Origin of the sequence: Mycolicibacterium helvum, assembly GCF_010731895.1 — a bacterium.
GTDB lineage: Bacteria > Actinomycetota > Actinomycetes > Mycobacteriales > Mycobacteriaceae > Mycobacterium > Mycobacterium helvum.
The window spans coordinates 1,708,099-1,731,651 of the sequence record NZ_AP022596.1 but is presented as its reverse complement, the minus strand read 5'-3'; the positions used below and the strand labels follow the sequence as shown (position 1 = coordinate 1,731,651).

General features: G+C 64.9%; 23 protein-coding genes and 1 pseudogene. 19 read left to right on the top strand and 5 right to left on the bottom strand.

Annotated features, from left to right (window positions below):
• Positions 1–194 precede the first annotated feature (194 nt).
• Entirely contained in the window at positions 195–518 is a 324-nt protein-coding gene (locus tag G6N38_RS08100; protein ID WP_163747054.1) for a hypothetical protein, read from the bottom strand.
• Between G6N38_RS08100 and G6N38_RS08095 the strand changes: the two genes are divergently transcribed.
• From G6N38_RS08095 to G6N38_RS08065, 7 genes are read left to right on the top strand one after another with little or no spacing between them, the layout of a single operon-like run.
• Positions 517–1,830 carry an alkaline phosphatase family protein gene (locus tag G6N38_RS08095; protein WP_163747053.1) on the top strand — a complete coding sequence of 438 codons (1,314 nt, stop codon included), beginning with the start codon at positions 517–519 and terminating at the stop codon, positions 1,828–1,830. The two genes, G6N38_RS08100 and G6N38_RS08095, sit on opposite strands and share 2 nt — an antisense overlap.
• A gap of 50 nt (positions 1,831–1,880) precedes the next feature.
• Positions 1,881–2,999, top strand: a complete 1,119-nt coding sequence (locus G6N38_RS08090) for an AAA family ATPase (protein ID WP_163747052.1) — start codon at positions 1,881–1,883, stop codon at positions 2,997–2,999.
• A gap of 21 nt (positions 3,000–3,020) precedes the next feature.
• The gene (gene purT / locus G6N38_RS08085; RefSeq protein ID WP_163747051.1) at positions 3,021–4,199 is read left to right on the top strand and encodes a formate-dependent phosphoribosylglycinamide formyltransferase; all 1,179 of its coding nucleotides are present in this window, start codon (positions 3,021–3,023) and stop codon (positions 4,197–4,199) included.
• On the top strand, positions 4,196–4,633 hold the full coding sequence (locus G6N38_RS08080; RefSeq protein ID WP_163747050.1) for an Rv0361 family membrane protein: 438 nt from the start codon (positions 4,196–4,198) through the stop codon (positions 4,631–4,633). The genes purT and G6N38_RS08080 overlap by 4 nt, the downstream gene beginning before the upstream one ends.
• 44 nt (positions 4,634–4,677) lie before the next feature.
• Complete coding sequence (locus G6N38_RS08075) at positions 4,678–5,091, top strand: rhodanese-like domain-containing protein (RefSeq protein WP_163747049.1); 414 nt, start codon at positions 4,678–4,680, stop codon at positions 5,089–5,091.
• A complete protein-coding gene (locus G6N38_RS08070; RefSeq protein ID WP_163747048.1) occupies positions 5,088–6,299 on the top strand; it encodes an O-succinylhomoserine sulfhydrylase in 1,212 nt (403 codons plus the stop codon). Before G6N38_RS08075 ends, G6N38_RS08070 begins: the two co-directional genes overlap by 4 nt.
• 2 nt (positions 6,300–6,301) lie before the next feature.
• Positions 6,302–6,745 (top strand): hypothetical protein, encoded by a 444-nt coding sequence (locus tag G6N38_RS08065; RefSeq protein WP_163747047.1) that lies wholly within the window; start codon positions 6,302–6,304, stop codon positions 6,743–6,745.
• Here G6N38_RS08065 and G6N38_RS30630 read toward each other — a convergent pair.
• Positions 6,742–6,960 (bottom strand): annotated as a pseudogene (locus tag G6N38_RS30630) (HNH endonuclease signature motif containing protein); the annotation flags it as partial. The gene G6N38_RS08065 and the pseudogene G6N38_RS30630 overlap by 4 nt on opposite strands.
• Positions 6,961–7,066: 106 nt before the next feature.
• Positions 7,067–7,930 (bottom strand): SDR family oxidoreductase, encoded by an 864-nt coding sequence (locus G6N38_RS08060; protein ID WP_163747046.1) that lies wholly within the window; start codon positions 7,928–7,930, stop codon positions 7,067–7,069.
• Between the two features lie 54 nt (positions 7,931–7,984).
• Between G6N38_RS08060 and G6N38_RS08055 the strand changes: the two genes are divergently transcribed.
• From G6N38_RS08055 to G6N38_RS08040, 4 genes are all read left to right on the top strand, one after another.
• Positions 7,985–8,470, top strand: a complete 486-nt coding sequence (locus G6N38_RS08055) for a GNAT family N-acetyltransferase (RefSeq protein WP_163747045.1) — start codon at positions 7,985–7,987, stop codon at positions 8,468–8,470.
• A gap of 80 nt (positions 8,471–8,550) precedes the next feature.
• Entirely contained in the window at positions 8,551–9,654 is a 1,104-nt protein-coding gene (locus tag G6N38_RS08050; protein WP_163747044.1) for an LLM class flavin-dependent oxidoreductase, read from the top strand.
• On the top strand, positions 9,651–10,763 hold the full coding sequence (locus tag G6N38_RS08045) for an LLM class flavin-dependent oxidoreductase (protein WP_163747043.1): 1,113 nt from the start codon (positions 9,651–9,653) through the stop codon (positions 10,761–10,763). The genes G6N38_RS08050 and G6N38_RS08045 overlap by 4 nt, the downstream gene beginning before the upstream one ends.
• A complete protein-coding gene (locus G6N38_RS08040) occupies positions 10,760–12,127 on the top strand; it encodes an NtaA/DmoA family FMN-dependent monooxygenase (RefSeq protein WP_163747042.1) in 1,368 nt (455 codons plus the stop codon). Before G6N38_RS08045 ends, G6N38_RS08040 begins: the two co-directional genes overlap by 4 nt.
• Here the strand turns inward: G6N38_RS08040 and G6N38_RS08035 are convergent.
• Complete coding sequence (locus G6N38_RS08035; RefSeq protein ID WP_163747041.1) at positions 12,109–12,843, bottom strand: MBL fold metallo-hydrolase; 735 nt, start codon at positions 12,841–12,843, stop codon at positions 12,109–12,111. The two genes, G6N38_RS08040 and G6N38_RS08035, sit on opposite strands and share 19 nt — an antisense overlap.
• Positions 12,844–12,908: 65 nt before the next feature.
• Between G6N38_RS08035 and fgd the strand changes: the two genes are divergently transcribed.
• The 5 genes from fgd to G6N38_RS08010 all read left to right on the top strand — a co-directional run bounded on the left by fgd (position 12,909) and on the right by G6N38_RS08010 (position 18,235).
• Positions 12,909–13,919 (top strand): glucose-6-phosphate dehydrogenase (coenzyme-F420), encoded by a 1,011-nt coding sequence (gene fgd, locus G6N38_RS08030; protein ID WP_163747040.1) that lies wholly within the window; start codon positions 12,909–12,911, stop codon positions 13,917–13,919.
• Between the two features lie 59 nt (positions 13,920–13,978).
• Positions 13,979–15,124: a glycosyltransferase family 4 protein gene (locus G6N38_RS08025; protein ID WP_246227776.1), complete on the top strand. Its 1,146-nt coding sequence runs from the start codon at positions 13,979–13,981 to the stop codon at positions 15,122–15,124.
• A gap of 28 nt (positions 15,125–15,152) precedes the next feature.
• The gene (locus tag G6N38_RS08020) at positions 15,153–16,106 is read left to right on the top strand and encodes an NAD-dependent epimerase/dehydratase family protein (protein WP_163747039.1); all 954 of its coding nucleotides are present in this window, start codon (positions 15,153–15,155) and stop codon (positions 16,104–16,106) included.
• Positions 16,107–16,208: 102 nt separating this feature from the next.
• Positions 16,209–17,264, top strand: a complete 1,056-nt coding sequence (gene gmd / locus G6N38_RS08015; protein WP_163747038.1) for a GDP-mannose 4,6-dehydratase — start codon at positions 16,209–16,211, stop codon at positions 17,262–17,264.
• Complete coding sequence (locus G6N38_RS08010) at positions 17,261–18,235, top strand: GDP-L-fucose synthase family protein (protein WP_163747037.1); 975 nt, start codon at positions 17,261–17,263, stop codon at positions 18,233–18,235. The genes gmd and G6N38_RS08010 overlap by 4 nt, the downstream gene beginning before the upstream one ends.
• Before the next feature lie 4 nt (positions 18,236–18,239).
• Here G6N38_RS08010 and G6N38_RS08005 read toward each other — a convergent pair whose 3' ends face one another.
• Positions 18,240–19,598 carry an ArnT family glycosyltransferase gene (locus tag G6N38_RS08005; protein ID WP_163747036.1) on the bottom strand — a complete coding sequence of 453 codons (1,359 nt, stop codon included), beginning with the start codon at positions 19,596–19,598 and terminating at the stop codon, positions 18,240–18,242.
• 474 nt (positions 19,599–20,072) lie between these two features.
• Between G6N38_RS08005 and G6N38_RS08000 the strand changes: the two genes are divergently transcribed.
• The 3 genes from G6N38_RS08000 to G6N38_RS07990 are packed head-to-tail and all read left to right on the top strand — an operon-like array spanning position 20,073 to position 23,540.
• Positions 20,073–20,774, top strand: a complete 702-nt coding sequence (locus tag G6N38_RS08000; protein ID WP_163747035.1) for a YveK family protein — start codon at positions 20,073–20,075, stop codon at positions 20,772–20,774.
• Positions 20,771–22,165 (top strand): oligosaccharide flippase family protein, encoded by a 1,395-nt coding sequence (locus tag G6N38_RS07995; protein WP_163747034.1) that lies wholly within the window; start codon positions 20,771–20,773, stop codon positions 22,163–22,165. Before G6N38_RS08000 ends, G6N38_RS07995 begins: the two co-directional genes overlap by 4 nt.
• Positions 22,158–23,540, top strand: a complete 1,383-nt coding sequence (locus G6N38_RS07990; RefSeq protein ID WP_163747033.1) for an O-antigen ligase family protein — start codon at positions 22,158–22,160, stop codon at positions 23,538–23,540. The genes G6N38_RS07995 and G6N38_RS07990 overlap by 8 nt, the downstream gene beginning before the upstream one ends.
• The last annotated feature ends 13 nt before the right edge of the window (positions 23,541–23,553 follow it).

Genomic DNA, 23,553 nt, shown 5'->3' with positions numbered 1-23,553 from the left:
GTTGGCGCGGAGTTCACCCACGTTGAGTAAAGATATTGCCGGCGAACGGGTCCCGGCGGGTTGCCCGCACCTGTCGCCATCGGTTGTTTCGAACGAGGTCGGGAGCGGGCAATGGGTCGTGCCAAACAACTATGCGTGGGTGTCGCCGCCGCAGGCCTTTTCGGCCTAGGGTCGTCGGTCGCGACCGCAGTCGCTTATGCCGACGCGGGCGGCTCCGATGCGGGCCCGTCTGCGGGCGCCACCAAGTCCAGCTCGTCCAGCGCTGGGCCGCGCGCACGCACCCGCCCACAGACTGACACTCGGCGCACCACCGGCGCCGTCAGCCAACCCGCGAAGTCGTCCGCCTCGGCGGCAGCCACCCGCAAGCCCACTGCCGCCGGGCGCACGACGACAACTCCAGCGGCGGAGGCGCTCTCGCTGGCGTTGTCGACGCTGGGGATCGCTCCCGTGGCTTCCTCTGGCGCAGGCTCGACGACGGTGTCCTCAGGGATCGGCCACAGTCGTCGCGGTGTGGTCATGACCGCCACCGCGTCGGCCGCGTCGGCCAACGGCGGTTCGGTCAGCACCCTGGCCGCCGGTACACCGACGCACGTGCTGGTGATCGGTATCGACGGCACGAATCTCAGTGCGATCCTCGCCGACCCCGCCAACGTGAACCTGCTCGCCCTGATGAATGGCGGCACCACGGCCGTGTCGACCATCGTCGGGCACACCACCATGTCCAACCCCTCGTGGACCGGGATCCTCACGGGCGTGTGGGGTGAGACGGCGGGTGTGTTCAACAACGTGTTCACCCCGTGGACCTACGACAAGTGGCCGACGATCTTCAACCAGCTCGAAACGTACGACCCGTCGATCGAGACCACGGCGATTGCCGACTGGGAGAACATCGCCCAGATCGCCGGCGCCGGTTCGATCCCGGCTGACAAGATCATGTTCTTCCCGAAGTACAACAACAGCTGGCTGGCCACCGACGACCTGGTGGGTCAGGCCTCCGTCGACGCGATCAACGGCACCACGCCCGGGGTCTCCAGCTTCAATTTCACCTACTTCGTCGGCGTCGATGACACCGGGCATGAGTACGACGCCGGATCGCCGCAGTACGCCGCCGCGCTACGCAACGTCGATCAGAACGTCGGCGACATCATGGGCGCGGTCGATGCCTGGAACACCGCGCACCCGGACGAACCGTGGACCGTATTGGTGACCACCGACCACGGTCAGGTCCCGTGGCCGACGATCAAACTCGGCTCTGATATGCGGGCCCATGGCTTCCAAACACCCTGGGAAACTACCACTTTCGTGATCGCGAACGGCCCCGGTTTCGAGCCGGGAGCGATCAACAACACCTATGTCAACATCGACATCACGCCCACGGTGGACTCACTCTTCGGGTTGACGCCGCCGTCGTATTCGCAGGGCAAGCCCCTGATGGATCGGTCCGGAAACGATTACAAGCCGGTGGTTCCCGGTGAGGCCGCACTGAAGCAGGCACTGACCGACGCGATCGCGATGTACGGCTATCCCAGCGTCGCCACCAACGTGTCTCTGGATCTACGGACCATCGCAGGAATCGTTCCCTATTTCGTGTACACCGTTTTCAATGGACTCACCGCCGACATGTCGGGACCGCTGAAGCTGCCCATCCAGGTCATCGGCGCGGTCCTCTACCAGCTGACGAACATTCCGGCACAGATCATCGCTCGGCTGACCGGGGTGACGGGCAACCAAATCATCCCGCCTGACCTGTGGCCGTACACCACCGTGCCGGGCACCCAACCGGAGCAGCCCGCCACTGCGGTCCCGAGTCTCGACACCATCGCCGTGTGAGCTGAGCCCGCCGAGGCGGGTGTGTCGGCGCCTCCTGGTTAGCTGGGGCCATGCTCGACACCGTGGCCGTGGAGAACTACCGCTCGCTTCGCCGGCTGGTCGTGCCGCTGCGCGGCTGCAATGTCGTCACCGGCCCCAACGGCTCGGGCAAGTCCAGCCTCTACCGGGCACTGCGGCTACTTGCTGACTCGGCGCGCAACGGCTCGGTCAACGCGTTGGCCCGCGAGGGCGGACTCAGCTCGACGATGTGGGCGGGGGAGGGGAAAGCGGGCCCGGCGAGCCTCAAGCTGGGCTTCGCCGGCGAGGACTTCGGCTATGCCGTCGACTTCGGGATGCCCGTCCCCGGCAGATCCGCGTTCAACCTGGATCCGGAGATCAAGTCCGAGGCGGTGTGGGCCGGACCGGTGTTGCGGCCCTCGGCTCTGCTCGCCGAGCGCTTGGGTCCTGCGGTCCGGATCCGCGACAGCAACGACTGCTGGCGTACCACCCCCGCCGCACTGCGCCCGTTCGACAGCATGCTCAGCGAACTGGGCGATCCGCAGGCCGCCCCGGAACTGTTGGCCCTGCGCGAACGGGTGCGGTCCTGGCGGTTCTACGACCACGTCCGCACCGACGGCGAAGCCCCCGCCCGCCGGCCCCAGATCGGCACCCGCACAACGGTGTTGAGTCACGACGGGGCGGATCTCGCGGCCGCATTGCAGACCATCGCCGAAATCGGCGACGCCGCGGGGATGGCCGAAGCGGTCGACGACGCTTTTCCCGGCAGCCGGGTGGAGATCGACAGCAGCGACGGCCGCTTCGAGGTCACCCTGCGTCAGCCCGGGATGCTGCGGGCGCTGACCGCGGCCGAACTGTCCGACGGGACGCTGCGCTATCTGCTGTGGGTCGCCGCGTTGCTCACCCCGCGCCCGGCCGAGCTGACCGTGCTCAACGAGCCGGAGGCCAGCCTGCACCCGGACCTGCTGCCCGCGCTGGCCGCACTGATCGCCCGGTCCGCGGAGCGATCTCAGGTCGTCGTCGTGACTCATGCCGACGCATTGGTGACGGCGTTGCGCCGCCAGCAGCGCGACGTGAACGCCATCGAACTCACCAAGGAACTGGGCCAGACAGCGATCGTTGGCCAGGGTCTGCTCGACGAGCCGTCCTGGCACTGGCCTGCACGGAGCTGAGCCCACCTATCCTTGGGCATCATGCGTGTGATGCTGGTCGGATCTGGAGAGCTGAGCCGCGAGCTGGTGCTGGCCTTCCAGCGGCTCGGAGCCGAGGTGGTCGCCGTCGATCGCTACGCCGACGCCCCGGCCCACGACGTCGCCGACGAGGCAGTCGTCGTCAAGATCACCGACCCCGACGAACTCACCGCTGCCATCGCCCGCGTCGAGCCGGCCTACGTCGTCGTCGACACCAACGCGGTGGCCATCGACGCGCTGCGGGCCGCCGCGGACGGCGGAACCACCCAGGTGGTGCCGGGTGTCTACGCCACCCAGCTGAGCCTGGACCGGGAGGGGATGCGCCGGCTGGCCGCCGACGAACTGGGCCTGCCGACCGCGCCGTTCTGGTTCGCGGGGTCCGTCGAGGAGCTGACCGCGGTCGCCGGGCACGCTGGGTTCCCGCTGGTGGTCAAGCCGGTGATCGGGGTGCCCGGTCAGGGTCAGTCGGTGCTGCTGCGTCCCGAGGACGTCGAACCGGCTTGGCAGCGTGCCGTCGCCGCCGGAGGCCGGGTGCCGCACAACCGGGTGCTGGCCGAGACCGTCGTCGAGATCGACTACGCGGTCACGTTGCTGACCGTGCGCACCGACGGCCCCGCAGGTCCGGCGCTGCATTTCTGCGAGCCGATCGGGCACCGCCAGCTCGACGGCGGTGTCCTGGAGTCCTGGCAGCCGCAGCAGATGACCGTGGCCGCGCTGGGCGCCGCCAAATCGGTGGCTGCGCGGATCGTGCGGGCGCTTGGCGGCCGCGGGGTGTTCGGGGTGGAACTGCTGGTGCGGGGTGACGAGGTGTATTTCTCCGATGTCAGTGTGCGTCCGTACGACAGCGGGCTGGTCACGTTGCGCACCCAGCGGTTGTCGGAGTTCGAGCTGTATGCCCGGGCGGTCCTGGGCTTGCCGGTCGACACCATCATGATTTCGCCGGGCGCCGCGGAGGTCACCTATGGCGGGGCCGATGAGAGTGCGAACACCCCGGAGATCGACCCCGTGGTGCTGGCCGAGGCCCTGGTCGTGCCGGAGAGCGATGTGCGGCTGTTGGGCCGCCACGACGGTTCGGCACGGTCGCGGCTCGGGGTTGCCCTGGCTACCGGGTCCGACGTCACCACCGCCCGCGATCGGGTGCGGCAGGTGTCGACGGTGTTGCACCGGGTGTGGCAGCCATGAGCGAACCGGAGGGCGACGGCTCGAGCCCGATGCCTATTTTGATCGCGCTGGGTATTGCGCTGGTGGTGCTCGCCGCGGTGGGGGTCGCCTGGCTGTTGGGTAACAAGCCGATGAGTGAGGATGTGAAGGTCGGTCGTGCCGCGGTCGGCCAGAACGACGCGCTGCAGCGGGATAACTACGGGGACTTCCGCAAGTACACCTGCGCCACGCAGCAGGGTGTCGAAGCCGAAGTCCTTGCCCGCCAACAGAAATCGAAGGCGGCACAGGGTGCGCGTTACGTCGACGACGTGACCGAGGTGAAGATCGACGGCGATAAGGCCACCGGCACCGTCGTCTACCATTTCGACCACGCGCCCGCCACCGTGATCAAGGTGCCGATGAACTTCGTACGGGAGAACGGCGAGTGGACGGTCTGTTCGCCCGGTCCGGTCTAGGGAGTACTCAGTTCGTCCCAGGATGATATGGAAGACTCGGGCGGGTGAGCTATGCAGGAGATATCACCCCTGAGGCGAGCTGGGAGCTGCTCAGCGAGAACCCCGAGGCGGTGCTGGTGGACTGCCGCACCGACGCCGAATGGCGGTGGGTCGGGGTGCCCGATCTGTCCAGTCTTGGTCGCAACGTGGTGTTCGTGGAGTGGAATCGCGGCAATGGTCAGCGCAACGACGATTTCGTCGCCGACCTGATCGCCGCCGGCGTCGCTCCCGGGGAACGGCCGGTTGTCTTCCTCTGTCGCTCCGGTAATCGCTCCATCCCTGCGGCCGAGACGGCCACCGCCGCCGGAATTGCGCCGTCGTACAACATGCTTGACGGTTTCGAGGGGCAACTCGACGAGAACGGCCACCGCGGCAGCAACGGCTGGCGGGCGCTGGGTCTGCCCTGGAAGCAGTCATGACCGATCAGGTTCCCTCGGTGCGGATTCCCGCGCCGCTGCCCGACGGGGTCAGTCAGGCGACGATCGGGGTGCGGGGTGGGCTGCTGCGCTCGGGCTTCGAGGAGACCGCCGAGGCGATGTACCTCACGTCCGGGTACGTCTATGAATCGGCCGCCGAGGCCGAGAAGGCCTTCACCGGCGATATCGACCGCTACGTCTATTCCCGGTACGGCAACCCGACGATCTCGATGTTCGAGGAACGTCTTCGGCTGATCGAGGGGGCACCGGCCGCCTTCGCGACCGCGTCCGGGATGTCTGCGGTGTTCACCGCGCTGGGCGCGCTGCTGGGCGCCGGGGATCGACTGGTGGCCGCGCGCAGCCTGTTCGGCTCGTGCTTCGTGGTGTGCAACGAGATCCTGCCGCGCTGGGGTGTCGAGACCGTCTTCGTCGACGGCGAGGACCTATCCCAGTGGGAGCAGGCGCTGTCCACGCCGGCGCAGGCGGTGTTCTTCGAGACCCCGTCCAACCCGATGCAATCGCTGGTCGACATCGCCGCGGTATCCGAGATGGCGCACGCGGCCGGCGCGAAAGTTGTGCTGGACAACGTCTTTGCCACTCCGTTGCTGCAGCAGGGCTTTCCGCTCGGCGTGGACGTGGTGGTGTATTCGGGCACCAAGCACATCGACGGCCAGGGTCGGGTGCTCGGCGGTGCGATCCTGGGTGACAAGGAGTACATCGACGGTCCGGTGCAGAAGCTGATGCGCCACACCGGGCCTGCACTGTCCGCGTTCAATGCCTGGGTGCTGCTCAAGGGCCTGGAGACCATGTCGGTGCGGGTGGACTATTCGAACCGCTCCGCCCAGCGCATCGCCGAGTTCCTGGAAAGCCAGGCCGGCGTGAACTGGGTGAAATACCCGTTCCTGGAATCGCATCCTCAGTTCGACCTGGCCAAACGGCAGATGCGCGGAGGCGGCACCGTAGTGACCTTCGAGCTCGATGGCGGCAAGGACCGCGCCTTCGAGGTGCTCGACAAGCTGCAGGTGATCGACATCTCGAACAACCTCGGTGACGCCAAGTCGCTGATCACCCACCCGGCGACCACCACCCACCGGGCGATGGGCCCCGAGGGCCGGGCCTCGATCGGGCTCGGCGACGGCGTGGTGCGGATCTCGGTCGGGCTCGAAGGCACCGAGGATCTGATCACCGACCTGGATCGCGCGCTGAGCTAGCGGTGTCACGCAACTCTGACGCCAAGAAGGCCCGCCGCAAGAAGCGGCAGGCCACCCGCGACGTGCGGTGGATTCCCGACGACGTGAAGGACGCGCTCGACGACGTCGACGTCGAGCTCGCGCAGGCGGTCGAGACGTTCGACGAGTGGCTGACATCCCGCGGCTGGACGTTCGACGCCGAGTTCTCCACCGAGACGTTGATCAGCTGGTTCTACGAGCCCTCGGCCGCTGCGGTCGTCGACGACGCACACGAGTCGGTCACCCGAATCTGGATCACCGCGTCCGGCGAAGACGACGACTTTCCCGAACGGGTCACGGCGATGCTCGTCGGCACGGCCGGCGAGGACGAGGGCGAGCTCTACACCGTCGAGCCGGAAGTCCTGCTGGCGCATATCGAATCGATCGAAAACTACCGGCCGGGAGACGCCATACCTGTGTTGGGCTAGTCCTTTTCGTCGTCTCTGGGCAGGAGTCGTTCTCCGGTGGTGGTAGGTGTTGGTGCCGCCGCGTCGTGGGACGTCGGGTGGTGGGTCCAGTGGGTGGTGCTGCCGTGTTTCCAGTCTGTGGCGGCGTGGTGGACTTGGCTGTTGTTGCCGTTGACGGTGCAGCCACGGTATTTGGCCGGCAACATGATGCGCTGGTCCGCTGAGGCGGCCTTCTCCACCTCGACCGGGCCGACATGGTCGGGCAGATCGCCGAAGAACTTCTGGATGACCCGAGACTGGAGATAAAGCCCGTCCGCACAACAGAACTCGGGTCGCGGCGGCTCAGTCTTTCTGTGGGTTCTCCACCACGCCGGTGGCGCTTTGTGCCCGCTTCTCGTAGGCCGCGCGTGCGGTGGTGTCGAAGTCGAGGAAGACCCGGTCGGTGCCCATCTTCTTCGACAGCCAGCGCCGGCCACGCGGCGGCAGGAACATCACCGCGGCGGCCAGGAAGCGCGAGTAGTTCGGCACCGAGATCGCGGTTGTCGGCTTGTCCAGAGCCTTGATGACCGCGGCGGCGATGTCCTCGGGCTGCACCGGTTTGGTGGCCGCGGTGGTGTGCGTTCCCGAGATCAGCTCGGTGTTGGTGAATGTCGGCATGACACAACTGATCTGGACGCCCTGAGGTGCGTACTCGTCGGCCAGTCCGGTCGACAGGCCGACGACCGCGAACTTGGTTCCGGCATAGAGCGCCTGCCCGGGTACGGCCAGCATGCCGGCCATCGACGCGATGTTGACGATATGGCCGCCGCGGCGCCGGACCATCTCCGGCAGCACGAGCCGGCAGCCGGTGATCACGCCGTAGAGGTTGACCTCGATGGCGGTGCGCACCGCCTGCTCCGAGTGGTCGAGGAACGGGCCGACCGGCATGACGCCGGCGTTGTTGATCAGCACGTCGATGTGTCCGCCGCCATCGGCGCGGGCCTTGTCCAGGAAGGTCGCGAACGATTCGGGATCGCTGACGTCGAGCGGGTAGCCCGAGACCGGTCCGAGCTTGCTCAGCTGGGCGACCGCCGACTCCTCCAGTGTGACGTCGCGGTCGCCGATCACCACGCGCGCGCCGCGCTGCAACAGCGCCCGGGCGGTGGCGAAACCGATGCCCCGGGCGGCGCCGGTGATCGCGATGGTCTTGCCTCGGATGTTGTCCATGAACCGCGACTTTACAGGTGTCAACTTTTAGGTGAAAGGGGGCAGAATGGCACGGTGACCGGATTGCGCTTCGTCCCAGTTCATACCGACGACGAGCTGGCGCAACCGCTGCTCGCCGAGCTCGCCGTCGAGTACGCCACCCGCTATGACGGCACCGAAGCAGACGTCGCGAGGTGGCTGCGCAGCCATCCGGCCGGGACCTTCGCCCCGCCCGATGGCGGCATGCTGATCGGACTGCTCGGCGGCCAACCGGTGACCGGCGGGGCGTTTTGCCGCTTCGATGGCGACACCGCCGAACTCAAACGAATTTGGACCGACAGCGGAAGTCGCCGCCGGGGATACGCCACGATGCTGCTCGCTGCGCTGGAAGCTGAGATCACCGACCGTGGCTATCGCCGGGTCTACCTGACCACCGGCAACCGGCAGCCAGAAGCCGAAGCCCTCTACGACAGCGCCGGCTACGCCCGACTCGACGAGCCCTTGCCCAGCCGTGGGGACGTTTTTCCGGTGGCCTTCGTCAAAGTGTTATCGGGCGCTTAGCTGGGCGGATTTGAAATCAGGGTGAGCGCAACGCCGGATTCCGGAATGCGTTCTCACAGAACGCGTTAGACAGTTGTGTGATGGCGCAAAACTCTTTGCATCTCGGCGTCGCGTTCGACGGTTACGGGTGGCATCCGCAGGCCTGGCGGCGCACCCTGGCCGCCGAACCTGGCGCTGCGCCGGTGACCTCGGGCCGGTACTGGGCACGGCTTGCCGCCACCGCCGAACGCGGCTTGCTGGACTTTCTCACCGTCGATGACAGTTTTAGCGCCCAGTCGGGGCGGCGGGAGGAAATCGACCCGCGCCGACTGGCCGGTCGGGCAGACGCCGTCCTGGTCGCGGCCAGGATCGCACCGCTTACTCACCACATCGGGCTCATTCCGGTGGCCACCGTGACCCATACCGAGCCGTTCCACGTCTCCAAGGCCATCGCGACGCTGGATTTCGTGTCGCACGGCCGCGCCGGCTGGCAGCCAAGGGTCAGTCCGGCTGCCCACGAGGCGGCCTCGTTCGGGCGGCGATCCGCGCCCGAAGGGGGCGAATTATTCGGCGAAGCAGGTGATTTCGTCGAGGTGGTGCGACGGTTATGGGACAGCTGGGAGGATGACGCTGTTATCCGCGATGTCGCTACCGGCCGTTACGTCGACCGCGACAAGCTGCACTACATCGATTTCACCGGATCGCACTTTTCAGTGAAGGGCCCGTCGATCACGCCGCGCCCGCCGCAGGGGCAGCCGGTGATCGCCGCACTCGCGCACGGCCAACCCGTTTATGAATTCGCCGATGCCGCCGCCGATCTCGTCTTCGTCACGCCGAGCGATGAGGCTTCCGTCCGGGAGATCCTGGGCCAGGTCGACGCCGCGGGCGGGCATCCCAAGGCGATCGCCGACGTGGTGGTCAGCTTCTCCGGTGACAGTGAGTTCCGCTCCGATGCCCTGGTATTCGAGGGTAGCGCGACGCAACTGGTCGATCTGCTGCTGGGCTGGCATGATCTCGGCCTGGCCGGGTTCCGGCTGCGCCCCGCCGTCAATAGCGGCGACCTGCCTGTCATTGTCGACGAGGTGGTTCCGCTACTGCAGCGGGCCGGGCGCTTCCGCACCGGCTACCGCGACGGTGAAACCCTGCGCGAACGGTTCGGTTTACCGGCAGCGGTCAACCGCTATGCCAAGGCAGGACTGTCGTGAACGTCCCGCTGTCGATTCTGGACCTGTCGCCGATCAGCGCCGGGTGTGACGCGGCGTCCGCGCTGCACAACACCGTCGACCTCGCCCGCCATGCCGAGCAGTGGGGATATGCGCGCTACTGGGTCGCCGAACACCACTTCGTCGCCGTTGCGAGCTCGGCACCGGCGGTGCTGATCGGTCAGATCGCCGCGGCCACCGAACGGATCAGGGTCGGCGCCGCGGCGGTCCAGCTGGGCTACACCACGGCATTGGCGGTGGTGGAAAGCTTCGGAATGCTAGAGCAGTTCCACCCCGGGCGGATCGACCTGGGACTTGGTCGCTCCGGTCAGCGGCGAACAGAAGTCGAGCGAGGCGATCCGCCAGACCGGCCCCACGTCGGGTGGCGCGAAATCGACGGGGTGGTGGTGCCGTCGCCGTTCGACGTGCGGGCGCTGCTGGCCAGCCCCCGGATGCGAGCGCTGTCAACGGTTCTCACCCAGCCAGAGGCCGCCCCGCCGGACTTCGCCGAGCAGGTCGATGACATTTTGGCGCTGCTCGTCGGCAGTCACACCGTGGACGGATACCCGGTGCACGCGGTGCCGGGGGAGGGGTCGGGCCTGACGCCGTGGATCTTCGGCAGCAGCAAGGGGCAGAGCGCTGAGGTGGCCGCAGCGCGGGGCCTGCCGTTCGTAGCGAGCTACCACATCACCCCCAGCTCGGCCTTGGATGCCGTTGATGCCTACCGGGCGGCGTTCACCCCGTCGCCGCACCTGTCGAAGCCGCATGTGGTGGTCTCGGCCGACGTCGTCGTCGCCGACGACTCAGCCACCGCGCGGCATCTTGCAGCGCCGTTCGGTCAATGGGTGTATTCCATTCGGGCACAGGGCGGGGCGCAACCCTACCCGGATCCCGACACGGTGGTGCCGCTGGCCGACGATCAGCGCGCCGTCGTCGAGGACCGGCTCGCCACGCAGTTCGTCGGCGACGCCGATGAGGTGGCCGACAAGCTCACCGCGTTGCAGCGGGTCACCGGTGCCGACGAGTTGGTGGTGACGACGGCCACCCACCGTCACGCCGATCGGCTGCGCTCATTCGAACTACTGGCCAAACATTGGGGTGTGACAGGATGATCCGAGAAGGAAAGCAGCGCAAACCGATTCATCTCGCCGCACATTTCCCAGGGGTGAACAACACCACGGTGTGGTCGGACCCGGAATCGGGCAGTCAGGTCGAGTTCGACTCGTTCGTCCACCTCGCCCGCAAAGCCGAGGAGGGGCTGTTCGACTTCTTCTTCCTCGCCGAGGGGCTGCGACTGCGTGAGCACCGGGGCCGGATCCACGATCTGGATGTCGTCGGCCGACCCGATACCTTCACGATTCTCGCAGCGCTGGTTGCGGTCACCGAGCACATCGGCCTGGCCGGCACCATCAACACCACGTTCAACGAACCGTTCGAAGTGTCTCGCCAATTCGCCAGTCTCGATCACCTGTCCGACGGTCGCGCGGCGTGGAACATGGTGACCTCGTCGGACGCATTCACCGGCGAAAACTTCAGGCGTGGTGGCTTTCTCGACCACGCCGATCGCTACCGGCGCGCCGAGGAGTTCATCACCGTCGCCCGCGAGTTCTGGGACAGCTGGGCCGCCGACGCGGTGGTCGCCGATCCGGACTCCGGCAGCTACGTCGATCCGGACCAGATCCGGACGGTGTCGCACCGCGGGGCGCAGTTCGACGTCCGCGGGGTGGCGACGCTGCCGGCCGGACCGCAAGGCCATCCGGTGCTCCTGCAGGCGGGCGATTCCGACGAGGGCCGAGACTTCGGTGCCAAACACGCCGACGCCCTGTTCACTGGGCACGGCGCACTGGAGGACGGCCAGCGCTACTACGCGGACGTGAAGGCGCGTGCGGTGGCGCACGGACGAAATCCCGACGACCTCAAGGTCTTTCCCGCCGCGACGTTCGTCCTCGGCGACAGCGCCGCCGACGCCGAGGAGAGAGCACGGTTCATCCGCCGCCAACAGGTCAGCCCGCAGACTGCGATCGCGATGCTCGAACAGGTCTGGCAGCGCGACCTGTCGGGCTACGACCCGGACGGTCCGCTACCCGACATCGAACCCGTCGACGACCCGAGCATCACCCAGGGCCGGGTGCGCCACGGCGACCCCAAGGCGTTGGCCGCGGCTTGGCGGGAGCGGGCGCAAGCCGACAAGCTGTCCATTCGCGAACTGGTCATCGCCGTCACCAGCCGCCAGCAGTTCGTCGGCACCGCATCCCATGTCGCCAGCGAGATCGACCGGCATGTGCAGGCCGACGCGTGCGACGGGTTCATCCTGGTGCCGCACCTGACCCCGCTTGGCTTGGACGAGTTCATCGACACCGTGGTCCCGTTACTGCAGGAACGCGGCGCATTCCGCACCGCGTACAGCGGTGCGACACTGCGGGAGAACCTTGGGCTTGGCTCGCCGGACAGCGCTGCTCAGCGCGGCGTGGCCTGACGCACGGCCTCGCGGATCGGCCCGATCCACAGGTCACCGTGGCCGGGGATCAGCACATCGGTTTCCAGCATCGCCAGCGCGGACAGGCTGCGCACGCAGCTCGACTCGTCGTGGTTGAACACCCGGTGCAGGAGCTGTGGGCCGCTGCGCGCGGCCAGCGGATGGCCGGTCACCAAGGCGTCACCGCTGACCAGTACGCCGTCGACGATGTAGGAGCAGTGGCCACCGGTATGCCCAGGGGTCGGTATGGCCAGCGGCCGTCCCGGCAGGCGCTCGGCGACGTCCTCGGTGAGTGCGCCGGTCGACGGGATGCCGTCGTGCACCAGTGCGCCTTTGCCGACGATGTCCAACGACCACTTCACCCAGCGCGGCTGCCACGCGTGCAGCATCAGATCGACGGGAGAGGCCTGCTGTAGGTATTCGCGTTTGGCGTGGCCCACCTCGTCGGCGTGGCAGTACACCGGGGTGTCGTGGGTTTTGGCGAACCAGATGGCCGAGCCGAAATGGTCGACGTGGGCGTGGGTCAGCAGGATCGCCGTGACGTCCGCCGGGCCGAATCCGAGTTCGGCCAGTGATCGAAGGACGTCGTCGCGACTACCGGGGAAACCGGCGTCGATCAGCATGACGCCGGCGTCGTCGGTGACCACCGTCCAGTTGACCAGTGGTGTTTGTGCCATATGGACGTGTTCGGTGATTGCGGTCAGGGCCACGGCCATGTCGCGAGTGTAGAACTTAGGACTCGGCCGTTCGCCGCGCCGCCGAAGGGAGTAGAAACGAGAGCGTGGCTGAACTGAAACTGGGATACAAGGCGTCGGCGGAGCAGTTCGCCCCGCGTGAGTTGGTTGAGTTGGCGGTGCTGGCCGAGGCGCACGGGATGGACAGCGCGACGGTCAGTGACCACTTCCAGCCGTGGCGTCACGAGGGCGGTCACGCACCGTTCTCACTGGCGTGGATGACAGCGGTGGGTGAGCGCACCAAGCGGCTGGTCTTGGGTACATCGGTGCTGACGCCCACCTTCCGGTACAACCCGGCGGTCATCGCCCAGGCGTTCGCGACGATGGGGTGTCTGTATCCGGACCGGATCTTCCTCGGCATCGGCACCGGTGAGGCGCTCAACGAGATCGCCACCGGCTACGAGGGGGAGTGGCCCGAGTTCAAGGAGCGCTACGCGCGGTTGCGCGAGTCGGTTCGCCTGATGCGCGAGCTGTGGCTGGGCGACCGCGTCGACTTCGAGGGCGAGTACTACAAGACCAAGGGCGCCTCGATCTACGACGTTCCCGAGGGCGGGATCCCGATTTACATCGCCGCGGGCGGACCGCAGGTGGCCAAGTACGCAGGCCGGGCCGGGGATGGCTTCATCTGCACCTCAGGTAAGGGCGAAGAGCTCTACAAGGACAAGCTGATTCCCGCGATGCGCGAGGGCGCCGAGGCCGCCGGGAAGAACCCTGACGACATCGACCGGATGATCGAGATCAAGATTTCCTACGATCCGGACCCGAAGCTTGCGCTGGAGAACACCCGGTTTTGGGCGCCGCTGTCACTGACCGCCGAGCAGAAGCACTCCATCGACGACCCGATCGAGATGGAGAAGGCCGCCGATGCGCTGCCGATCGAACAGGTCGCCAAGCGGTGGATCGTGGCCTCCGATCCCGACGAGGCCGTCGAGAAGGTCAAGGATTACGTCGACTGGGGCTTGAACCACTTGGTATTCCACGATCCCCGGCAGGATCAGCGCCGCTTCTTGGAGCTGTTCAAGAAGGATTTGGAGCCGCGGCTGCGCAAGCTCGGCTAGGCGGGTATTGCCGATTTCCCAACGGCTACGGGATCGATCACTGATATTATTCCTCCGAAATGATCGGGGGCGATTCACAATCAAAAATTGCAGACGCGGTTGGGGCGTTGCGTTTCGCGTTTGTGACTGAGTTGTACTACCCGAACGTCGGCGGCCAGGAAGTGTTCTTTCAAGAGCTGGCTCAAGCCATGGTGCGGCGCGGCCACTCGGTGGACGTCTACTGCATCGGCCATCAGGCCGGGCTTGCCGACGAAGAGGTGATCAACGGGGTCCGTGTCTTTCGTTGTCAAGGCAGCGGCGGCTACCGTAAGCCGTTGATCCCGGCATTGAGGCGGAACTGGTCCGATATCGTCCGCTTCAGTGCCAGGGTCCGGCGTCTGGAGAAGACCCAGAAGTACGACTTTTACCTGATCAATCAATGGCCGCTGCTGCATATTCCCATGCTGACCAGGCGAGCGCGTCGTCACGGCGGAATCCATTGGTGCGAAGTGCGCGAAGGTGTGCCACTTCGGTTGGCGCAACGGCTTTTTCCCCGCTTGGTGGCTTCGAACTTCGCGGTCAGCGAGGGCGTCGCGGCAGCGATGAGAATCGAGTCGGGACAAGAGTTCTCGGTCTTGCCCAGCGGTATTGAAGTCCAGCGCTACCAGCCCACCGCGCGTGCTGACCGCTCAGGCGCGCTCTACGTCGGTCGATTGGCGCCGCACAAGAACCTACCCCTGCTCATCGACGGTTTCGCTCTCGCCGCCGAGCGTGGATTCGCGGGTGACTTGGTGATCGCTGGTGACGGTCCCGCCAGAACCGAGATCGAAGAGCGCGCCCGACTATCCCCGGTGGCGGATCGGATCAAGGTTCTCGGCTCCGTCACCGAGGAACGAAAGATTGAACTTCTCTCGCGCGCAGCAGTTCTCGGGATGCCGAGCATGCGCGAGGGATTTCCACGGGTGATCACCGAAGCGATGGCCAGCGGCCTGCCCGTGGTGACGCCCACCTTTGCCGAGAACGGCGCCAAAGACGTGGTGGAGCAGTATCGCGTTGGGGTGGTATGTGGAACTACGCCGACCGAGTTCGCGGACGCCCTACTGGCCGCCGACGCTGGTTGGCAGAGTTTTTCACAAGCGGGACTGATCGGGGCGCAGACGCTGGACTGGTCGGATATCGCGAGGTCGTTTGAAGTGTGCGTTCACGAGCTTCTGGCGAAGCAATAGCCGTTCAGTCATTAACGTAGGGATAAGCATGCGCATCGTGGTCACAGGTGGTGCGGGTTTCGTCGGTAAAGAGCTGGTGCGGCAACTGCGGGCCGAAGCAGACTTACTGATCGTCGACATATTGCGTTACGGCACTCCTGAGTGGCTGAAGGACGAGGTCGCGGGCCCGGGTTTCCGGCGAGTCGACATTCGCGACGCGGCAGCGGTGAAAGCCGTGATCGAGGACTTCCAGCCCGATGTGGTGGTGCACCTTGCCGCCATTCACTACATCCCCGAATGCGATGCCGACCCGGCAAATGCAGTGTCCACCAACGTCACCGGGACGGTGAACGTGCTCGCCGCCTGTCCACCCGGGACCCGCTTCGTCTTCGCCAGCAGCGGGGCGGTCTATCAGCCGGACGAGGCCGCCCATCGTGAGCTGGATTCGCCGCTTGAACCCGCCGACATCTACGGCATCACCAAGCTTCACGGTGAGGCATATGTGCGGGCATTTGCGGCTGACCGCGGGATCTCGGCCGGCATCGTGCGGCTTTTCAACGTGATTGGGCCGGGCGAAACCAATCCACACCTGCTGCCCGCCATCGTCGCCCAGTTGCGCGAGGGTGTCGACACTATTGACCTCGGCAATATCTGGCCGAAACGTGACTACATCGATGTGCGGGACGCAGCGGGTGGATTCGCCGCCGTGGCAATGGGCAAGAACCCGGCGGGAGTCGACTGCGAGGTGGTGAATCTCGGTAGCGGGCAGCAATACTCGGTTGAGGAGGTCCTCGCGCGTATGCGGTCGGTGCTGGGCTTGACGTTCGAGATCAGGCAAGACCCGAAGCGGATGCGAGCCGTCGATCGGCCCTACCTCGGAGCCGATATCTCGCGCATTCACGATATCTTCGGGTGGAGTCCGCAGTACGAGCTCGACTCCACCTTGCAACGAACTTGGGCGACGCCTGATTTCCTTCCAGATCTGCAAGGTCGGCTGACCTAGCGCGTTTTTTCGTGACGAATCCCGACTGTCGGTCGGTAGGCTTATTACTTGAGTGGGGTGGGCACTATGTCGTCGCGGATCCAATAGGAAGACAACGCATTTATGGTGAAACGAGCATTGATCACCGGTATAACCGGACAGGATGGCTCCTACCTAGCTGAGCTATTACTCGCCAAGGGTTACGAAGTTCACGGACTCATCCGCCGTGCGTCGACATTCAACACGTCTCGCATAGACCATCTTTACGTCGATCCGCACTCGCCAGGGGCCAAGTTGTTTTTGCACTATGGCGACCTCAGCGACGGCGCCCGCCTCGTGACGCTTCTCGCCAAGATCGATCCTGACGAGGTCTACAACCTGGCGGCGCAGTCCCACGTTCGAGTGTCTTTCGATGAACCCGAACACACGGCCGACACCACCGGGACGGGGACTGTTCGCATGCTCGAGGCGGTACGGCTATCGGGCATCAAGACCCGCTTTTACCAAGCGTCTTCGTCGGAGTTATACGGGGCCACACCTCCCCCGCAGGATGAGAACACACCGTTTTACCCACGATCGCCCTACGCCGCCGCCAAGCTGTACAGCTACTGGATCACCAAGAATTACCGGGAGGCATACGGAATTTTCGCGGTCAACGGGATTCTGTTCAACCATGAATCACCAAGGCGCGGCGAGACTTTCGTTACTCGCAAGATCACCCGGGCAGTCGCCGCCATAAAGGCTGGTTTGCAGGATCACCTCTACATGGGCAACCTGGACTCGATACGTGACTGGGGCTACGCCGCCGAGTACGTCGAGGGTATGTGGCGCATGCTTCAGGTCGATGAACCCGATGATTACGTGCTTGCGACGGGCGTAGGTATCTCGGTGCGGGAATTCCTGGAGATCGCCTTCGGTCGCGTTGGCCTGAGCTGGGAAGACTACGTCCGATTTGACGAGCGTTACCTTCGCCCCACTGAGGTCGATGCGCTCATCGGGGACGCTTCGCGAGCCCGTGACAAACTCGATTGGGTGCCAACGGTCGACGGCCGCGAGCTTGCTCGACTGATGGTCGACGCCGACGTCGAGGCACTCGCCCATGCGGGCAAGCCCTGGATCGACACGGTGCGGTTGGCCTCCTGGGGGACCTCCGGCGGGACAGGAATCGTCGCCGGATGACGGTCCGATCGCAGTATTGGCCCGCCGAGCTCGATCGTGGTGCACCGTTTTATGTCGCTGGGCACCGCGGGCTGGTCGGTTCTGCAGTCGTTCGCAAGCTCCGCGCCGCGGGGTTCGAGAAAATCATCGGCAAAACCTCAGCTGAACTCGACCTAAAGGACCGTGACGCGGTTTCGGCCTTCTTCGCCGAAGCACGGCCGAAGTACGTGGTGTTGGCGGCGGCGAAGGTTGGCGGGATCCTGGCCAACAGCACATACCCGGTGGATTTCCTCAGCGACAATCTCCGCATTCAAGTCAACGTTCTCGACGCTGCTCGCGAGGTCGGCGTGGAACGGCTGCTGTTCCTTGGCTCGTCGTGCATCTATCCCAAGCTGGCTCCGCAGCCGATTCGGGAAGAGTCGCTGCTCACCGGTCCGCTCGAGCCGACCAACGATGCGTATGCGATCGCCAAGATCGCGGGGATATTGCAGGTACAGGCAGTCCGTCGTCAGTATGGCCTGCCGTGGATTTCAGCGATGCCGACAAACCTCTATGGGCCCAACGACAACTTCTCGCGCACGGGATCTCACGTGCTCCCCGCACTGATCCGCCGCTACGACGACGCGGCGCAGGCGGGCTCGCCTTCGGTGACGAATTGGGGAACGGGCACACCCCGCCGCGAGTTCCTGCACTCCGACGACATGGCCGACGCCTGTCTGCACCTTCTCGAGCACTATGACGGTCCCGACCAAGTCAACGTCGGTAGCGGAACAGACGTCACCATCAGCGAGATTGCCGCAACCATCGCCTCGATCGTCGGCTATTCCGGTCACACCGAGTGGGACACCACCAAGCCGGACGGCACGCCACAGAAATTGCTCGACATCTCCAAACTCAGAGACACGGGATGGACTCCGCAGGTCGGCTTGCGGGAAGGGCTGGAGCGGACTGTGGCGTGGTATCGAGAAAATGTCGGTGCGTTGCGCGATTGACCACTCAGTCGGCGACCTGCCCCGAACCATCGCCGAAGCGGCCGCGCTTTTTTGCCATAAGCCAGATCCAGAGCCCTTCGACTCCTATCCCCGCCAAGATGAAGAGGAATGGCTCGATATGCATGCGGTACCGCGCATGCACGGCAGTAAGCGCGTACGCGACGGTCAGCAGTCCGAACGCTGCCGCGTAGATGCTCGCTGCTGCTTTGTGCACTGAGCGGCGCCGTCTCACAGCCATGACAAACCCGAACACAGCCAGACTGTTCACGACGAGCCACGGCAACAGGTAAGCGGGTCGAAGTGTGATTTCGCGGTCTGTCCAGTCGAACCCCCAAAGCAGGAGCACCTTATTGGCGGTCAGCTGTAGCAGGCGTGTTGCGGGTGCGTTGGTGAGATCGGTCTTGAACGCTTCTTCGTAGATGTCCTGAACGTGCGTCTCGTATCGGTCATCGTGGGGTGCGGACCGGCTGATAACGAGGAGACGCTGGCCCTCGGCGTCGTTGACGTCCTCGGAGAGGTTTCCGGAGCCGTTGGTGAAGGTGTTGTACCCCTTCCAAAGGTTGTATCCGGAACTTTGTGCAGTGGGGATGAACTCCCCGAAATGCTGATAATTGCGTACCGTCCACGGCGCCAATATCAGGATCGTCGTCAGGCCGCCTGCCAACCCGACTTTCAGAACGGCGGCGAGGTTTCGTCTCCACAGCGCCCCCAAGGCGATCAATAGGGGGCCGATAACCAGCATTTCGGAACGATTGAGAGCGGCTAGGCCACAAGCGATTCCACCCAATGTCCCGTAAAGCCACGGGCGCTGCGTAGTTGGCAGCTCAACGGCGATCGCCGTGACGATCAGGAGCAACAACACCGCCCAGTTCGTTTGGTGGTAGACGGCGCTCACCACGATGAACGTGGGGTAAAGCGCGAGAATCATGGCCGCTGCGAATGCCGCCCATTTCGAGGGCCAGAGCTTGAGACTGAGGCGGAAAACCAATGCGACACAGCCAAGAGCCACCGCGATGTTGATGGCCAGCCAACACGCTCGAGCGACGGCTCCATTTCCGAAGAGTTCGAATAAGCCGAGCCAGAGGTAACTCAGCAGTGGTGGCATGTAAGCCGACGGGTAGCTGGCTGCACTGGGCGAATGATCAGAACCTGACTGTGGGTAGAAAAGACAGAGATCTCCGCCGTGTTGTAGCGCGCAGGCGGCCTGATCGCCGTATTCCCACAGATTTGCCCCTGGCGAAATGTCGCCCATGACCAACACAGCGGCGGTGCGGGCTACCAGCGCTGTTATGACTGCTACCGATAGCAGCACGGGCTTGGTGGGGGTGAAAATATGGCGCTTTCCGAGGGTTTCAGTGCCCATGAGCGGGTCCCGCCGTCACGCTGTGAATGGTCGCCTCTTCACGCCGGTCCCGCTCGGTCTGATGATACGTAGTTTCACCGTCACCAAGTCATCGTCGGTAGGCGCGCCGCGCCCCATACCGGCACCCGCGGATCGGTGCGACATTACAGCGCCCAAATCAACGTGGCAAGCAAAGCGGACACCTGCCAAGCCATCCTCTTAATTCGGCGGATGACGCGATCAGAGAGACGGGTTGAGCCGCCTGTCGTTTCGTGAAATGACAACATTCACCAGCGTCGTTCGGCGCCTGGCGGGGTCGGGGATAGGGGCGGCTCGAGTTTCGTGATGCGCTATCTGCAATGACCAGTGAATTACACTGACAGCAACGATGGGGGTAACCCGTCGGGCGCGCGGTGCCAGGCCTCGAGGAAATCTTGTATTTCCAGGAACCGTACGGGCGGCGCGCGCCGTTCGAAGATGTGAAGGGTATGGGAGATGGGGCATCCCGAAGCCGTTGACGGCCAGCGCTTGCGCTGGTGGTGGATGGTCATCCCACTGTGCGGGGTGCTGGGCTTGGCCGCCGGAATCCTGTGGGGGGTTTGGAAAACGCCCGTCTATACAGCGAAAGCGTATGGGTTCGTCGCGTTCACCCCGCCTCTTCCCGGTAATCCCGTCGACCCGAATCCGTATGCCAGCGGCGTGTATGTGCAGCAGCGAATAGCGACCTACGCTGCCCTGGCCACCTCGACCGAGGTGCTGCGGGCGGTGGTTGCCGACACCCACCAAGGCACAGTTGATCAGCTGCGCGAGCACGTTCACGCCACCGTCATTCCGGACAGGGTGATCGTGCAGATAGCGGTCGATGATGCTGAACCCCGAGCCGCTGCCCAGATCGCGAATTCGGTGTTGGACAACCTCGGGCGTACGGTCGTCTCAGTCGAGCGAGGTGGCGCCAGCTTCATCGAGCTAGGCGGCGCTCCGCCGCAGCCGGCATCCCCGATACAGATCCTTCCCGTTCAGCCGGCAATCGTGAGCCCTCCTGCTCCACGTTGGCATGCGGCTGTAGGCGGATTGCTCATCGGAACGGTCGTCGGCGCCGCAGTGTGCGTCTACTACTTGGTCCAATCTCGACGTCGGTCGCCGCGACCGGAGAAACTTGTCGTCGGCGACGCGGATACGAATTCGTACGCGCAGTGACAGCGGACGCCGGAGCCACGCAGCCGGTCAATGATCCAGATCGGAGCGGCACCTCCGGCGGGCTGCGCTCGATTGGTCGGCTGCTGTTGGTGTCGGGTGGAGCGCGACTGATCGTGCTGCCGATCACCGGGCTCTCGCAGCTGTTGGTCGCACGAATGGTCACCTCGGCGGTCGGTGTCGAAGAGTTCGGTGTGGTGATGCTGGTCGCCACGCTCAGCCTGCCACTGGCTCAGGCTGCCGACTTGGGTGCGGGGCCGGCGGTCGCCACGGCGCGTGCTCAAGTGGACGAGGCAGGGCCAGAGCAGTTCCGGCGCACAGCGTTGACCGCGATTCGTACAACGTTGGGTTCGGCAACGGTGTTGGGGATGGCCGCACTCGTCCTGGCTCTGCTGAATGCATGGCCGACCCTGCTTGGCGTTCATTCGGTTCAGTTCGGCGTAGGTGTCGACGTAGCTGCCGCCCTCACGCTCATCACGTTCGCTATCGGGCTGCCGTTCTCCTTGGGCGCCAACATCTTGCGGGGCAGTGGACGGATGCACCAGGCCACCCTGCTGGCCGCGGTATCGGCTCCGGTTGCGCTTGGCGTAACGGTGGGGCTTTACCTATCGCACGCGCCGACGCTCGCCTACGCTCTGGCCATCCCGATCGGCGGACTGGCAAGTTTTGTGGCCGGCGCCCTCGCGGTGCGACGAAGCGACGCAGGACTTGTCAAAGGACTTCTGCCGCAGCTATTTCAGCCTCGTCGTTTTCCCGGTCTGCCGATATTCGCCACCGCGGCGCCGTGGGTGGTCGTGCAGCTGGGCCTGCCCGTTGCGCTGTACTCAGACCGCATTGTGCTGTCCCACCGCGTCGATCTGACCAGCCTGTCGAACTACTCCTACGCCGCACAGTTGTACCTGCCAATAGAGTCGGTGGTTGTGGTGGCGGCGCTCGCATTGTGGCCCCACTTCGCCGTCCAGAAGCAAGCAACGTCCACCCGCCGCAGGACCTGGTTGACCAGCCTGACCCTCCTCGGTGCAGCGGGGGCTATCGCTGCCATCGGGTTTTTCCTGCTATCTCCCTACGTCATCGGATGGATGAGCACCGGAGCGGCAACGCCACCGACATCGTTGTTGGTTGCGTTCGCCCTTCTGCTCGTTGTGCAATCGCTGCAATGCGCGCAGGGCATCATGCTGATTTCGCCTGAAGGCCTCCGCTTTCAGGCTGTATGCGTTGTCGCGCTGGTCTTGACAAACCTCCCGCTGTCCTGGTTTCTCGCCCCGATACTGGGAGCGAGCGGTCCGGTGTTCGCTTCGGCGTTGACCGTCGCGGTATGCCAGTTGATACCGGGGCTGATATTCGCGAATCGCCTGACCGCCAAGACCGCGAGCGAGGAGTTGGCCGATGGTTGACGCGGCAACTTCCAACATGATCGTTGCGGTATCCGTTGTCGCGCTGGTCGTGTTCTTCAATGCGATGCGCAAGGTGGTCCGGCGACACGAGTGGTCGAGAACCGCGACGTTGGCCGCCGTGATCGCCGCGTGCACCCAGATTTCCGTCGATGTGGTGGTCACCTACCTCGGCGTGTGGAACAAGGCGGAAAGTGTCAACATCGATGCGGCTCCTTGGGCGTGGCCAGGGGCGTGGCACCAGGTTTGGCGCGGACTGTGCCTGCTACTTGGGCTGCTCGCCGCAGCCGTCTTCTACGTACGGTCCAAGCGTGGTGGCGTGCCGGTTGATGTCCCGGCGGCGTTGCTCGTCGTCGTGGCGCTCGTGTCGTTCTTGTCGGCGATTCTCCACGGCGACAACCCAATTCAGCCGCTACAGATGGTGTATCTGGTCGTGCTAATTGCCTGCACGGTGGCTCCGCGCGGGCTCGGCATACATATCGGCACCGGGGCGTTCTGCGTCTTCGTTGCGCTCGCCAGTGGCTTCTCCTTTCTCCCGTTTGTCGGCAACAGTGGTTTCGGCGCTGTCCCCTGTACCTCGGACAAATGCGGCATCCTCGGCTTCGTCTACGGCGGCATTCATGGCAACGAGAATTCGTTCGCGATGCTCCTCGCTCTCGGGATGCCTTTCGTATACCTCGCGTTTCGGTCATGGGAAGGTGTGTCCCTGTGCGCCTACCTGCTCGCAATGATCCTGATGACCGGCAGTCGTTCAGGCGCGATCGCGGGTCTCGTCACGTTCTTTGCGCTTATGCTGCTGCGTCCGGATTTCAGACGGCCCACCGCCGCGCCGATCCGCACGCGATGGCTGTACTTCGGATTGGCGGCGACCTTCCTCGTCGGATTGATCGTGCCGTTCACCGCAAAGGATCCGAGCGCCTTCACCGGCCGCGGCTATCTGTGGATACTGGGGCGCCAAGCGCTGACGGATCCCGGCACCTTCTGGTACGGGACGGGCACCTTCGGCATGGAGCACCTGCGGGACTCGGGACTCATTGCGATACAGGCGTACTCGGTGCATAACCAGTGGCTGGAGGTTTTGTTCTCAGCTGGGGTCATCGGATTCCTATTGTTCGTCGCAGCGATAGGGCTACTGATGTGGAATGCGCGCGGTGCCTACAGCCTCGTGGTCGGCTGTGTCCTGCTGCCGGTCTTCGTGCTGTCGGTGAGTGAGCGGCCTTGGCTCCTCGACACCACCGACTGGAGTGTCTGGACTGTGCCAGCGACCCTTCTGTGTTATCCGCTGGTCCAGCGGACGAGGAGACCCACCACGGACAAGCCCGGGCCCGCGACAGGTCAACGAGTCGACGGCGCCGTCGAGCTGGACAGTGGTGCGTGAGTGGCTGTGCGAC